This is a genomic window from Liquorilactobacillus sp. (genome assembly GCF_047719775.1).
Lineage (GTDB): Bacteria > Bacillota > Bacilli > Lactobacillales > Lactobacillaceae > Liquorilactobacillus.
Genome location: NZ_JBDNTS010000027.1, coordinates 1 through 14,202 on the forward strand (window position 1 = coordinate 1; position 14,202 = coordinate 14,202).

Annotated in this window: 13 protein-coding genes and 1 other annotated feature; of the genes, 10 read left to right on the forward strand and 3 right to left on the reverse strand. The window is 33.1% G+C overall.

Going from position 1 to position 14,202, the window contains the following annotated elements:
• Window positions 1-404: 404 nt before the first annotated feature.
• Window positions 405-1,775, reverse strand: coding sequence for a branched-chain amino acid transport system II carrier protein (brnQ, locus tag ABF682_RS10835; protein ID WP_415619809.1), 1,371 nt, complete (start codon window positions 1,773-1,775; stop codon window positions 405-407).
• A gap of 76 nt (window positions 1,776-1,851) precedes the next feature.
• Window positions 1,852-2,104: a binding site (T-box leader), on the reverse strand.
• A gap of 176 nt (window positions 2,105-2,280) precedes the next feature.
• Here brnQ and ABF682_RS10840 point away from each other — a divergent pair.
• The 8 genes from ABF682_RS10840 to ABF682_RS10875 all read left to right on the forward strand — a co-directional run bounded on the left by ABF682_RS10840 (window position 2,281) and on the right by ABF682_RS10875 (window position 12,203).
• On the forward strand, window positions 2,281-2,871 hold the full coding sequence (locus ABF682_RS10840; protein ID WP_415619810.1) for a DJ-1/PfpI family protein: 591 nt from the start codon (window positions 2,281-2,283) through the stop codon (window positions 2,869-2,871).
• Window positions 2,872-3,084: 213 nt separating this feature from the next.
• Window positions 3,085-5,334, forward strand: a complete 2,250-nt coding sequence (locus ABF682_RS10845) for an ATP-binding cassette domain-containing protein (protein WP_415619811.1) — start codon at window positions 3,085-3,087, stop codon at window positions 5,332-5,334.
• Between the two features lie 297 nt (window positions 5,335-5,631).
• Window positions 5,632-6,243 (forward strand): MarR family winged helix-turn-helix transcriptional regulator, encoded by a 612-nt coding sequence (locus ABF682_RS10850; protein WP_415619812.1) that lies wholly within the window; start codon window positions 5,632-5,634, stop codon window positions 6,241-6,243.
• Between the two features lie 134 nt (window positions 6,244-6,377).
• Entirely contained in the window at window positions 6,378-8,177 is a 1,800-nt protein-coding gene (locus ABF682_RS10855) for an ABC transporter ATP-binding protein (RefSeq protein WP_415619813.1), read from the forward strand.
• 358 nt (window positions 8,178-8,535) lie between these two features.
• Window positions 8,536-9,723, forward strand: coding sequence for a metal-dependent hydrolase family protein (locus tag ABF682_RS10860; RefSeq protein WP_415601285.1), 1,188 nt, complete (start codon window positions 8,536-8,538; stop codon window positions 9,721-9,723).
• A gap of 509 nt (window positions 9,724-10,232) precedes the next feature.
• Window positions 10,233-11,432 (forward strand): PLP-dependent aminotransferase family protein, encoded by a 1,200-nt coding sequence (locus ABF682_RS10865; RefSeq protein WP_289976803.1) that lies wholly within the window; start codon window positions 10,233-10,235, stop codon window positions 11,430-11,432.
• A gap of 164 nt (window positions 11,433-11,596) precedes the next feature.
• Window positions 11,597-11,818 carry a helix-turn-helix transcriptional regulator gene (locus ABF682_RS10870; protein ID WP_415601287.1) on the forward strand — a complete coding sequence of 74 codons (222 nt, stop codon included), beginning with the start codon at window positions 11,597-11,599 and terminating at the stop codon, window positions 11,816-11,818.
• Entirely contained in the window at window positions 11,805-12,203 is a 399-nt protein-coding gene (locus tag ABF682_RS10875) for a hypothetical protein (RefSeq protein WP_415601289.1), read from the forward strand. The genes ABF682_RS10870 and ABF682_RS10875 overlap by 14 nt, the downstream gene beginning before the upstream one ends.
• A gap of 99 nt (window positions 12,204-12,302) precedes the next feature.
• Here the strand turns inward: ABF682_RS10875 and ABF682_RS10880 are convergent, their stop codons facing one another.
• Window positions 12,303-12,710 carry a MarR family winged helix-turn-helix transcriptional regulator gene (locus tag ABF682_RS10880; RefSeq protein WP_289976807.1) on the reverse strand — a complete coding sequence of 136 codons (408 nt, stop codon included), beginning with the start codon at window positions 12,708-12,710 and terminating at the stop codon, window positions 12,303-12,305.
• Between the two features lie 112 nt (window positions 12,711-12,822).
• On the opposite strand from ABF682_RS10880, the gene ABF682_RS10885 reads away from it, so the two are divergent.
• Window positions 12,823-13,380, forward strand: a complete 558-nt coding sequence (locus ABF682_RS10885; protein ID WP_415601291.1) for a LysE family translocator — start codon at window positions 12,823-12,825, stop codon at window positions 13,378-13,380.
• A gap of 234 nt (window positions 13,381-13,614) precedes the next feature.
• On the opposite strand, the gene ABF682_RS10890 is transcribed toward ABF682_RS10885, so the two are convergent.
• Window positions 13,615-13,908, reverse strand: coding sequence for a YciI family protein (locus tag ABF682_RS10890; RefSeq protein ID WP_415601293.1), 294 nt, complete (start codon window positions 13,906-13,908; stop codon window positions 13,615-13,617).
• A gap of 97 nt (window positions 13,909-14,005) precedes the next feature.
• On the opposite strand from ABF682_RS10890, the gene ABF682_RS10895 reads away from it, so the two are divergent.
• On the forward strand, window positions 14,006-14,202 hold a 197-nt coding region (locus tag ABF682_RS10895; protein WP_415619814.1), incomplete at its 3' end, for a TetR/AcrR family transcriptional regulator.

Sequence of the window (14,202 nt, forward strand, 5' to 3'; positions counted from 1 at the left end):
TACCAATAGCTTCAAAATAAATAAACATAGATATTATCCTCTAAACACGTTCTCAGGGATCCGCAATCTTAAATTATATTTGTGCGTAAAAAGTAAAGAAAGTTTTTTTAAGTATGGATTCAAAATCTCATTTTCATTATAGAACAAAAAATTCTGATATTAACTGATTTTCACCAATTAATACCAGAACTAATCTCAGAACGAAGTCAATATTTTTAGAATTTAAATACTTCATATTTTTGGTTTCTAAAAATTTTCACTGGGTTAGTGCATACCGGTTCTTTTACCAAAACATAATCTATATTATAAATTGAAATTACAAAATTGCTTTCACAAGTGTTGTTGAGCATTAAAGTAAAATATCAACCAGACTAACTAAAATAATCTACTACTCTAGTATTATTTTAGTTGTTGCTTTCTTTAAGACTTCCTTGGACTATTTCTTTAGTCCAGCTTCCCAAAAGTCCAATAATCATAAACGGCAAGAAATCTAATCCGATATCGAAAAGTGGAATATTAGCTGTTGCCCATGAATTAATATCTGTAATAAATGGTAATTTTGAAAAAATCGGTGGGAGATTATGAATGAGATCAAGAATGGCAGGAATCATTGTTAAAATAATAGTTGAGCGGTAAATAAATGAATTTCGACCAATAAATGGTTTTAATATTCCCAGAATAATTAATGCAATCGCTAATGGATATAAGAAACTAAGGATTGGTGAAGAATAAAGAATAATCTGTTCCAAGCCGAAGTTTGCAATGCAGAAGGAAATAAGTGTTGACATAAGCAAAAAGCGATGATAACCAATCCTAGGGAAGCGACGTCCCCAATCTTCCGAAAGTGAAGTGATTAGTCCGATTGCTGTTGTTAAGCATGCCAGCAAAGTCAAAGCTGCTAAAATTGCTGCACCTGCTAGGCCTGTATAATGCTCCATAATAGTTGTGAAAGCACTACCCCCATCAGCACTCATTTTAGTATATGCCAAGCTGGAAGCACCTAAAACAATTAGAAAAATGTATATTAAAGCTTCGAACCCCATGGTCAGAATACCAATTTTTGCAACTGAACGTGAACGTGCTTTTTCTTGATGTTGACCAAAAAGCTTTAACGCTGCAACAATTGTTACCCCGAAACCAAGCCCAGCAAGTGCATCCATTGTATTGTATCCTTGAAGAAAACCATTAATAAAGGAACTGGTTCCCTTTCCAGCAGCTGGTAGTAATGAGACACTTCGCAAATCAGTGCCTTTCAAAAAGAATGCGATGAAGAAGAGTATCGCCAAAAGTAAGACAAAAAGCGGATTAAGAATTTTACCAACATTGCGAGTAATTTTTCCTTCGTTAAAAGAAAGGATGCAAACAGTACCGAAAAAAAGTAAGGAGAAAAGTAATAATCCCATGTGCCCCCAAGTTTTCGGGATGAATGGTTGAATCCCAATTGCGAATGTTACTGTGGCAGTTCTCGGAGTTGCAATTAGCAAACCTAGCGAAGCATGGGTCAAGATCAAGAAAAAGAGTGAGAATTTCTTCCCAGCAGGAAGAGCTAAATCGTACATGCTATTGCTTTCAGTCATACTGATTGCCAAAATTGATAACAGAGGTAGACAAATTGCAGAGATTAAGAAGCCAATTGCAGCAGGTCCCCAATTTTGACCTGCCATCTGTCCTAGATGAATTGGAAAGATTAAGTTACCCGCACCAAAGAACATGCCGAATAGTAGTGATGCTAAAATAATATATTGCTTGTTTGATAATTTTTCTGAATTATCCATGTGTATTCCTCCTTAGAAATTATGTATTATTATGTCATTTCCTGATAGCAAAAAAACGCCCTTAACTGTTTTTACAGTTAAGGACGTCTTCACGTGTTACCACCTTTATTTTCACTCATTTCGCAATGATTGACTCAAAAAGTACGACTTGATTATACTCAAGTGATACTCCATTGCTGTAATGGGCGCAATCCCAGTAACTACTACAATTAAAAATCATAGTTACAACTTGTAGTTTACTTTCATTTTCGTTCCAACTGCCTCGTTGCACCAATAGGAGACTCTCTTAAAATTATCCCGAAAATTACTTTTCTACGCATTGTCTTTCGTGTATTCCGTTATCATTAGCTAGAAGTTTATAAAAATAATACAAAGTTGTCAAGTACAATTTTGTAATTTCTTAATTATATTTTTTTTACTAGCTATTGCTGTACACTCTTAAGAACTTGTGTTCGCTTTATTAGCATGTTAAGCTTGTCTATGATAAATTAAGGGAGGATTTAAAGTGAAAACTGCAATTTTTTTAATTTTAGATGAGTATGCTGACTGGGAAGGATCATATCTTGCCAGTCAACTTAATCAAAGTTCAAATTGGTGTGTCTCTACTGCTTCGATTAAGCCACAAGTAACTTCAATTGGTGGCTTTAAGACTAATGTAGGTTATCTTCTTACAGAAATTCCGCAAAAAATCGATTTGCTAGTATTGATTGGAGGAAATTCCTGGTCAATAAGCAATAAGGAATTGCGAGAATTAATTGTTAAGCAACTTAACATGCAACAACCGGTGGCTGCAATTTGTGGTGCAGTGGACTTTTTAGCGCAGAATGGTTTGTTAAGAAATTATAAACATACAGGAAACTCACAATATTTATGGCAAAATTATTCTGAATATACTAACCAAGGTGATTTCATTAAGAAACAAGCAGTTATAGATAATAATTTAGTAACTGCAAATGGTACAGCAACTTTAGAATTTACCAAGTTAGTTTTGAAATTAGTCAACTTTCTTCCAGAAGTGGAAATTGATAAAGCTCTTGCTTTGCATGAACTTGGATTTTACAAATATTGCGCTACGTATGGGAATCCCTATCAATAAAAATAAACATCTGACAATAGTAAAGTTCTATGGGAGTTACTGTTAAATTCACACAAGTACAACAACTTCTTTTAGAACCATTCAAACTAAATATTAGTTAATTTTACATATAAAGTAAATGGTCTTATTTCATTGAGAATTCTTTGATTATCAAAATAATAAATGATAACATAGCAATGGTTCTGTTAGGCATAAGAGAAAGAGGGTAATAAAGTGGACAATGAATGGATTGAAATTTCAAATGCCTATCAAAATAATTTAAAAAACGTTTCCGTTAGAGTACCCAAACATCAATTAACAGTGTTTACAGGTGTTTCGGGTTCTGGTAAATCGACTTTGGTTTTTGACACGTTAGTCGCACAATCAAGACGCGAATTAAATGACACCTTTTCAAGTTACATCCAGCATATGTTGCCTAAATATGGTAGACCAGAAGTTAACGATATTATCAATCTTCCGATAGCCATTCCAATTGAACAAAGAAAAATGTCTGGCAATATTAGATCAACTGTTGGTACATATACTGAAATATATACCTTTTTAAGACTGCTTTTTTCAAGATTAGGCAAGCCCTTTGTTGGTTACTCCGATGTTTTTTCCTTCAATCACCCTCAGGGTAAGTGTGAAGTTTGTGATGGTTTGGGCTTCATAAAAGATATTAATCTGCAATATCTAGTTGATTTCAACCAATCCTTGAATGAAGATCCAATTAATTTCCCGACTTTTGGCAATGATGCATGGCGTTGGAAAAGATATGCATACAGTGGCTTATTTGATTTGGATAAAAAAATAAAAGATTATTCAAAGGAAGAATTAGATTTATTACTTTATGCACCACAGCAAAAATTAACAGCACCTCCTGCAAAATGGCCTAAAACAGCCTTATACGAAGGAATATTACCTAGAATTAAAAGAAGTATCATAAATACTGCTGAGGGAAAGCGTCACAAAAAACAACTTGACCATTTTGTAATAACTAAGGTATGCCTCGCCTGCAATGGTTCAAGACTTAATGCTAAATCTCTTAGCTGCAAGATTGAAGGTCGAAATATTAGTGATTTAGTTGCCATGCCAATAGACGAGCTAAGTCTTTTTATCAAAAGTTTAAATAGTTCACTGGTCGAAGATGTTACTATACAAATCGTTAAGCGTCTAGATGCATTGACTACAATTGGTTTAGGTTATCTGAACTTAGCAAGAAGTACTGATACATTGTCAGGTGGTGAGGCACAAAGAATTAGAATCGCTAAGCATATTACAAGTTCCTTGAACGATGTCATGTATGTTTTAGATGAGCCAAGTTCAGGGCTGCACCCTAAAGACATTGAACGAATCTATAATTGTTTAAATATTTTAAAAAAACAAGGTAATACGATTATTTTAGTTGAACATAATCCCTTACTAATTGAAAAAGCTGATTATATTATTGATGTTGGCCCCGGACCCGGTGAGGCTGGCGGCCAAATTCAATTTGCCGGAACATATGATGATTTTAAACATGCAGATACTATTACAAGTTTGGCATTACGCGAAAAACAGATAGAAAAAAATGATACGCATAGATTTAATAATTGGTTTTCAATTGAAAATCAAAGCTTAAATACACTAAAAAATATTTCTTTGAAGTTGCCCCTAAACTCATTAACTGTACTTTGTGGTGTAGCTGGTTCTGGAAAAACATCGCTTGCACAGATTATTAGGTTAAAACTTGAGAAAAAAAATATTGATGTTATCAATATTTCACAAAAAAATATTGGGATCAGTCTTAGATCAACACCAATGACATATCTAGATATTTTTAATGATATTAGGAAGCTATTCGCTAAAGCAAACAAAGTCAGTGCGGCACTATTCAGCTATAATTCAAAGGGAGCCTGCCCACACTGCAAGGGCAAAGGGGTCATTGTCAATGACATGTACTTTATGGATGACGTTGTATCAGAATGTGAATTATGTCGTGGTACCCGTTATGCCAGTGAGGTTCTACAGTATAAATACAATAAAAAAACAATAGTTGATGTGTTATCAATGACAGTTAGTCAAGCACTGAGTTTTTTTAATGAAGAGCCTAAAATCTCCGTTGGTCTACAGGCTATTTGCGATGTTAGTCTTGGATATTTGAAGTTGAATCAATCTCTAAAAACATTATCCGGTGGAGAATTGCAGCGAATCAAACTCTCAAGCTTTTTACAAAAAAATGGTAGTGTCTATATTATTGATGAACCCACAAATGGCCTGCATTTGAAAGACATTGATCATTTATTGACACTCTTTGATAAATTAGTTGAGAGGGGGAACACCATTATTATTATTGAACACAGTCTAAAAGTCATTCGCAGAGCTGACTGGTTAATCGAGATGGGTCCTGAAGGCGGTAAAATGGGGGGCAATATCATGTTTTCTGGTACTTATAATGAATTGAAAAAATCAAATGATTCGATTACAAGACCATATTTATATTGAAAAATTTATTGCGATATATGGCTTTTTTAGGAAGGAATTATCAATATACAAAATAGTTAGTAATATTATATATCGACTATGGATAATAATTAAATATTTATAGAAAACGAAGTAATAATATGTCAGAACTTAGAAGCCGTCTTGCTTCGGGTTCTTTTTTTAAATAGTTTAAGAAACAAATCATATGATATTTGATTAGTTTGATTTGACAAAACTAAATAAATATCGTATGATTTGCTTTGTTAGATTTTTAAAAACTAACTAATTAGAATGAAATGATTAATGAGGTGGAGAATAATGGATAATAAAGAAATATTTGAAGAACTGACAACTTTAGCACGACAACCAGCAATCTGGTTTGTAGCAAGAAGTTTGGGTGGTCAACATGGAAATCAGAGACCCGATAACAGCCGTCGTTTACTGCGTGTTTTAGCAGAAACAAATAATGATTTGACTGCTGGTGCAATTGCCGAAATTTTGGCAATCAGGCCTGCATCAGTAACACAGATTATTAAAAAATTAGAAAAAAATGCTTTTATTCAACGTATCAAAGATGAGAAGGACGCGCGCGTAGTCCGTGTGAAAATTATGCCTGCAGGACGGAAACAATTGCAGTCATTGGACAACAAACAAACTGATTTTCAATCAGAGTTGTTTGAAATCTTCAATGATGATGAGCGTGAACAATTTGGTCGAAGTTTATCTAAGTTGAACGAACATGTAATGTCGGATGAATATCTGAGTAAAATACGCAGCAAAATGGATAAGCATCTACAACTCCATTTTGATCGATTTATTAGTAAAACTAACATTCATAATTTTCGTAGAAATCAAACAGCATACCTTAAGAGAATGCAAGAACATCAAATGCGTGATTTTTTAAATCGTGATGACCACGAAGATTTTTAATAAAATAGCTGTAAACAAAAATAAATAGAATGATTTCATTGGACAATAGATAAATAGTGAAATCAATTTAATCATTTTCAGAAATGGCAAAAATGCAACCAACTAAATTTGATTAAATTAAAGGAGAGAGTCTAATGACAGAAAAAACACTTAGGATGGATGAAGTAGTCAAAAAGCGCAAAAATAAAAAAAGTTCACAAGCAAAAGTTACAGGTCTTTGGAAAATTATTAAAATAGCACATCCACAATTCAAATTAATGATATTAGGTCTATTGTTTTCAATTGTTGGTGTAGCATTTAACTTAATGACACCAAAATATTCAGGAAAACTAATCAATACATTTAGCGGACAAAACTTAAAAAATATTCAGCTTGATGGAATGCTTGTGGGATTTGTTTTGGCATTGTTTGTTGGTGGTGCAATTGTATCGGCACTTGGAAATTTCTTGACAGGTATAGCTGGAGAACAGTTGGTACGAAATCTGCGCAAAATTATTTGGAGTAAATTAATTATTTTCAAAACACCGTATTTCGATAATGTGAAATCTGGAGAAACAACTTCACGTCTAACAAATGATACCTCACAAGTAAAAACATTGGTGGCTAATACGCTACCTAACTTTTTGACGAGTATGATTTCGATGGTTGGTGCGGTGATTCTGATGTTTACAACTGATTGGCACATGGCAATTTGGATATTTATTGCTGTACCAATTACTGCATTATTGGTGACACCCGTTATGATTTTTGCTTCAAAGGTAGGTCGAAATACACAAGATGCCATGGCAGATTTTAGCGGTGAATCACAAGAAACTCTTGCTGAAATGAGGTTAGTGAAGTCTTCAGGGGCTGAACAGCATGTTTTAAAAAAAGGAACTAATCAAATTCAGAATTTGTTTAAATTTGGGCAGCGTGAAGCAATTGTCGATGGTGTGATGGGACCAATTATGACAATGGTAATGATGGGCTTGTTTGCCTTGATTTTAGTTGTCGGTTCATTGCGTGTTGCAAAGGGTGAGTCCTCAATGGGGACACTATTTAGTTTTATTATGTATTTATTCCAAATTATGCCAGCTCTAGTAAGCATTGGAACATTTGGCTCAACATTTGCCAAAACACAAGGCGCAACCCACCGGTTAATTACCTTACTAGATGAACCAGTTGAAGAACTTGACAAAGGAGAGAACATTAATGTAGAAGGTTTGACCTTAAAAGCAGATCACGTTGATTTTGAATATGAGACAAGCAAACCAATTTTACATAGTATATCCTTCGAAGCTAAGCCTAATACAATTGTAGCCTTTGCTGGGCCCTCAGGCGGTGGTAAATCAACGATTTTTCAGCTACTTGAACGTTTTTATGAACCTACTAAGGGAGTAATAAGCATTGGCACTCACAATATTGAAAATATTTCACTCAATTCTTGGCGCTCACAAATCGGTTTTGTATCACAAGATTCATCAATTATGGCGGGTACAATTCGAGATAATCTCACATATGGATTAGAAAGTGAATTTTCGGATGAACGCTTGTGGGAAGTATTACGATTGGCTTATGCAGATAAATTTGTTGATAAAATGCCGGAGAAACTAAATACACAAGTTGGTGAACGTGGTGTGAAAGTTTCAGGAGGACAACGACAACGCTTAGCAATTGCCCGTGCTTTTTTACGTAACCCCAAGATTCTGATGCTAGATGAAGCAACAGCAAGTTTGGACTCAGAATCAGAAGCAATGGTTCAACGTGCACTGGAGCAATTGATGAAAAATAGGACAACTTTAGTTATTGCACATCGTCTTTCAACAATTGTCGATGCAGATGAGATCTACTTTATTGAATCTGGGGAAATAACAGGTTCTGGGACTCATCAAGAGCTATTAAATAGCCATAAACTATACGCAGAATATGTTTCTGAACAATTTGTTACCAAATAGTTAAAAAGAGAAAACAAATTTCTTTCAATTCCCATTGAAAAAATGGAAAAAATTTAGGTTAAGCTTGAATAAATCATTTATGATTGTGAGGCTTATGCTATAATTGTAGTTTTTTAATGTAAAGAAGTGCTCACAATAAACTAGATACAATAATATAAAAAATAATTGCGGATGAATATACGTTTATCAAAAATGGATGTATAAAAAAGTTAAGTTCGAAATTTTTGGAAAATGTATAGATGACGTTAATCACTTACTTCATTAATTATTACAACATAATTTTTAGAACTTTCCCATTGAAAATGTGTTAGACTTCTTATCATGAAGTTATAATAATAATTAGAAATGAGGAAACTAAATGGCAACTAAAACCTTTTTTAACTTTAATTTATTCGATGGCTTACACAATCTAATCCAAGAATCTGCTTGGTTTAAAGTAGATACTCTCACTGGGAAAATCTTATCTCTAGGAAATTCTGATCCTGAAAAAAGTGATGTTATGGTTGATCTACAACAAAAATATGTTATGCCCGGCCTAATTAACGTGCACACACATATTAGTGGTGATCCGGACAGTTTTGATGGTAATTTTAATCGATCTGAGTCCGAAATTGCTGTTGAAGCCTATCAGAATCTACAAACTTTATTAAAATCTGGGGTTACATCTATCAGAGAGTGTGGCTGCGCTTATGATATTGATATAAAGTTGAAAAAATCGCAAAAAGCTGGACGAATAAGCAAAATTCCAAATATGATTACGTCGGGACGTGCTATCAGTATGACGGGTGGTCATGGAGATGGTCCAAATGTATCATTTTTAACTGATTCGCCAGATGAAGTACGAAAGGCAACTAGAACAGCCTTTCGTAATGGGGCAGATTGTATAAAAGTTATGGCTACTGGTGGTGTTATGTCGCCTGGTGATTTTATGAATGATCCTCAATTGTCAATTGAGGAGATGCAAGCTGCAGTTGTTGAAGCTCACCATAAAAGAAAGACTGTTGCTGCTCATGCTGAAGGAAATCCTGGAATTAAATACGCTATTTTAGCAGGAGTTGATTCAATTGAACATGGCTTTTATGTTAATGATGAAGATATTAGGTTAATGTTAGAGCGAGGAACATACTTAACACCAACTCTTTTGGCAGAAACGTTGATTCCAGAATTTGGTAAAAATATATTGCCTGATTGGGAGTTAAAAAAGGCGGCAGATGCTTTAGACGATACCTTTGAGAATCTTAGTGTAGCTTTTGAAAAAGGGATTAAATTCACTTGTGGTACAGATGCAGGCAGTCCGTTCAATGGTTACGACAAGACTCCCTTTGAATTCGAATTGTTGACAAAATTAGGTATGTCTCCCTTTGAAGCCTACCAATGTTCGACAATCAATTCTGCTAAATTATGTCAGATAGATGATGAATATGGTATTCTAGAAGAAGGAAAAGTTGCAGATTTTATCGTCTTAGATTCAAACCCATTAGAAGACGTTAAAGCTGTACAGCAGCTAGATAAGCAAGTATTTCAAAAAGCGATTAGACAATATTAAAAAAGAACTTTTGAGATATATCTTATTTCAAAACTAGATACATTTCCAAAAGTGTCAGTACTAATTACGGGGCCAAGTCGAAATTTAACTTTTGATTTGACCCTTTATTATTACGAGTAAACTTGTTTTATAAGTCAAAATTTTCCATTGCAATAAAGCCCATACTTGTCAACCATTTTTCTATAAGTAATTGTGCCCGTGCTACTAAGCTGGGTCACAACAACATACTGTGTAGATTATGCACTTGAAGCCATATTATATTTTTTTCTTTCCAAATAAATCATAGCAACATTGTTATATCAAACATTCAAATTATAAAATAAAGAAGAAAGAATAAGGTACAACTTAATATTTTAAGACCGATATTTGTATCTATGGTGAAACTTATTTATGTTAATATGACAAAAATGAATTTTACTAATCCTTTTTTTTGAGATACCATTAATCTAGTTGCAATTAAATTAATAGAAAATATTCCTTTCTATTAGTAAAACTAGAGGAGGTTACTCATGAAGTATCATTTTTCAAGTCGTGTACCAAAGACCGAAGTTGATCCCGTTGGGAATATTTTAAAGGTTGTCGAAAGACCGGATATTATATCGTTCGCAGGTGGGCTACCTGCCCCAGAATTATTTCCAGTGAAACAGATTGCTCAAGCAACGGATAAGGTTTTAAGTGAACGTGGGCAAGTTGCACTCCAATACGGTTCTTCTCAGGGAATTCCAGAACTCAGAAAAATTATTGCAGAGCGGGTGAAATTAGAGGGTATCAATACAAGCTCTGAATATATCATGGTAGCTACTGGTTCACAGCAAACACTTGATTTGACAGGAAAGGTATTTATAGATCCTGGCGATACAGTCATTGTTGAAAGTCCAACATATTTATGTGCCGTAGATGTTTTTAAATCCTATGGTGCGAATTTTGTTGGCATTGATATGGATGATGATGGTATGCGGATGGATCATCTGGAACAAGCATTAAGTGAGCATCCTGAAACTAAGTTAATCTATACAATTCCAAATTTCCAAAATCCGACCGGACGAACAATGTCTCTAGAACGTCGGAAAAAATTGGCAATGTTAGCGGATAAATATGATGTTATGGTGCTTGAAGATAATCCATACGGTGCAGTTCGCTTTGCGGGTGAAAACATCCCATCAGTTAAATCATTAGATCCAACTGGGCATGTAATCTACATGGGGACCTTTTCTAAGATTTTGGCGCCAGGTATGCGCTTAGGGTGGATTGTCGCTGATGAATCACTGATTAATAAATACAAAATGATGAAGCAATCAGCGGATTTACATACAGATAGTTTGTCACAGTATATTGTTGCTAAATATTGTGAATTATTTGATATCGATGAACATATTAAATTAATTTCTAATCTTTATCAAAAACGAGAACAGTTAATGATGTCAGCTATTCAAAAATACTTTCCTAAGAACGCAAAATGCAGTTATCCAGAAGGTGGAATGTTTATTTGGGTAGAAATTCCGGAAATCGAAGATACTCAAGCTCTATTTGATTTAGCTATTGAACAACGAGTGGCTTTTGTTCCGGGAGAGCCTTTCTACAGTGAACATCCAAAGCCAGGAACTTTCCGTTTAAATTATTCCAACATGTCGGAAGATAAGATTGAAGAGGGAATCAAACGATTGGGCAAGGTAATCCAAACGGCCTTGTTAGCTCAAGATGTTTATTAGTTAATAAATAAGATTAAATTAAACCTACTGTTAGAATTATTGAACAGTGGGTTTTTGTTTAGCAGAATATAATTTAGGGGTTTAGGGGGTAAAACAAATATTTATTTTTTCTTTACTTCACCATTTAAGTAATATATATATTACTTAAGAAGGTGCTATCATCTATGCTTAAAAATAGGGTAAAAGTATTCAGAGTTGAAGCAGGTTTGTCTCAAAAAGAGCTTTCTTCTTCTGTAGGCGTTACACGTCAGACAATGAGTCTGATTGAAAAAGGAGAGTACAATCCATCAATCAGTCTTTGTCTAAGAATTTGTTACAAACTTGATAAGACATTAAATGAAGTTTTCTGGTTAAATGAGGAGGAATTTGAACGTGAAGAAGGTTAAAGATGAAAGGCTCAAAGGACAATTAATAAAGAATTTCAAAACAGCATTCATAATTGAAAATTCTTTTATTCTTATAGTTTTAATGTACGAATCTTTTAAGAATTATGGAGAAATAATTAATTTTCAGAATCCTTTGTGGGTTAGTTTCATGATTGGTGTAATTTCTCTTTCAATCCTGTCCCAAAAGGTGACTGCTGCAGTTGAAGACAAACCAAAAATCTCGAAAAAAAGATTATTAATCTATTTTCTCCTAGAGTTTCTAGCTTTTAGTCTGCTATTTATATTAATAATTCCTAAATATATTTGGCTTTCTGTCATTTGTGGTGGGATAGTCGCATTAATTACTTCAGGGATTCTTATTTATAATAACCACTATAGATATTAGGAGTAGCCTAACATTTCTAAAACAACTCAATGAAGGAGAGCTGTTTTTTAATTATACATCTCTAAGATCCATTTATTTTGAACTATATTTTTAGATCATTTAAATATTGTTGCTACACTTTTCTAACAATTGGAATAGTGTTTGTTGTTCCTCTAAAGTTAAATTACTCAATAATTTTTCAGAACTGTCCTTTTCAAAACTATGTAATTCAGGATATATTTTTTTTGCTTTATCTGTTGGAAATACTCTCCTTAATCTACCGTCTGTACTATCAACTTCTAATCTTAAGTAATTTGTATCAACTAATCTTTTAATAGTACGAAAAGCAGTTGTTCGATCGATACTTAATTTGTCAGCTACTTCTCCCAAAAACATACCTGGTTTTTCACAAACACGAATTAAATAAATAAAGGAATTATTTCCCAAACCTACAGCTTGAAATTGCTTATTACTCTTAATTTGAAGACTACGGGTAATTTTGCCAATATTTCTAATTATTTTAAACATAATGAATAACTCCTTAAATTGTTTTTATTGCATATGCAATTATTATGTGATAAAGTCAAGCCAATTAAACTAATTGCATATGCAATTTTATTTTACAGGGGGTAATTTTTAAATGTTAGCTTTTCTTTTATTTGTCGTAATGATGTCCTTTACTCCAGGTCCCAATACAATCATGGCTATGGTATCAGGACAACAACGAGGTTTCATGAATAGTCTTAGATTGAATTTTGGTATGTTGTTTGGAATTTGTACAATTGGAATTATCACCGCACTATTTGCAAGTTGGTTTCAAAGAACTCCTTCATTTATATTTATAATGAAAGTAATAGGAAGCTGCTACTTAGGTTATTTGACATATCATGTCTTTACCAGTAAACCTTATCAATCTAAAAGCGATATTGGAAATTTTAACACAGGGTTTTTGATACAAATTACAAATATTAAAGTGTATTTATATTTTGTTACAGGATTAAGTGCGTTTACAATTCATAATTTCCTAAGCGACATATCAGTATGCTGGTTATTAATGGTAATAATTGGAAGTATTGGAACATTTACTTGGACTCTCTTTGGACAAGTAATTAGCAAGACATATTTAAAGTACTATAAATATTTTAACGCCTTTATTTCAATGTTGCTAATTTTTTCAATTATAGATCTCTGGCATTAACTGAAATGAAAAATAATTATTAGAAAACGAAATACAACTCGAAAGTATTTGGAAAAAAGATAAACATGTATAGTGACAATGTCTTTATATTTTTTGTTCCTAGTGATGCATTATCTGTGGATTGATTTTTAGAAGATAAATAAGTTGCCTATAATGTAGTTAAGTTTTAAATAAAAAGATCACTTCCATGTATATTTAAGGAGTGATTTTTTCAGTTTATGAATTAGCTAATTCTCATATTTTATTAATTAGTTGTTCGAACGTATTATTAAATTTTGTTGGTAGAAATTCAATAACATCATAATTAGCTATTCCATTTTTATAAAAGGGGTCATTATAATAAATATTTTTAGCCTCCTCTAAATTATCCGCATTACAGAGAATAACACCTCCTGTACGCGGATTTTTTCTTCCAGAAAAAATAAATTTTCCTTCCTTGTAAAACTTGTCAAGGTACTCATTATGACTATCCAAAAATTTTTCAACCTCTGTCAAAGGTTTTTTATAAGTTAGACTAAAGAAAAACAAAGCACTCACTCCTAGGATTATTATATTTTAGATGAACTTGTTCAGTGAACTTGTTCAGTGTATAATATAAATAAAATAATGTCAAAAGAGGATTCGTATGAAACGGGCTCAGCAAAAAATTCAAACTCGAAAAAAATTGTTTCAAGCAGCAATTGAATTGTTTAACTGCAATGGTGTCGAAAAAACAAAAATTTCAGATATTGCTAAGAAAGCAGATGTATCTACAGGAACTTTTTATGTTCATTTCAAATCAAAAGAAGAAATTATTAGCGCTATTTATTATGAAGATTTTAA

Bases quoted from the DNA above. Each gene is read 5' to 3' on its own strand.
- brnQ (WP_415619809.1), bottom strand. From the start codon at position 1,775: ATGGATAATTCAGAAAAATTATCAAACAAGCAATATATTATTTTAGCA.
- ABF682_RS10850 (WP_415619812.1), top strand. From the start codon at position 5,632: ATGGATAATAAAGAAATATTTGAAGAACTGACAACTTTAGCACGACAA.
- ABF682_RS10855 (WP_415619813.1), top strand. From the start codon at position 6,378: ATGACAGAAAAAACACTTAGGATGGATGAAGTAGTCAAAAAGCGCAAA.
- ABF682_RS10860 (WP_415601285.1), top strand. From the start codon at position 8,536: ATGGCAACTAAAACCTTTTTTAACTTTAATTTATTCGATGGCTTACAC.
- ABF682_RS10865 (WP_289976803.1), top strand. From the start codon at position 10,233: ATGAAGTATCATTTTTCAAGTCGTGTACCAAAGACCGAAGTTGATCCC.
- ABF682_RS10870 (WP_415601287.1), top strand. From the start codon at position 11,597: ATGCTTAAAAATAGGGTAAAAGTATTCAGAGTTGAAGCAGGTTTGTCT.
- ABF682_RS10880 (WP_289976807.1), bottom strand. From the start codon at position 12,710: ATGTTTAAAATAATTAGAAATATTGGCAAAATTACCCGTAGTCTTCAA.
- ABF682_RS10885 (WP_415601291.1), top strand. From the start codon at position 12,823: ATGTTAGCTTTTCTTTTATTTGTCGTAATGATGTCCTTTACTCCAGGT.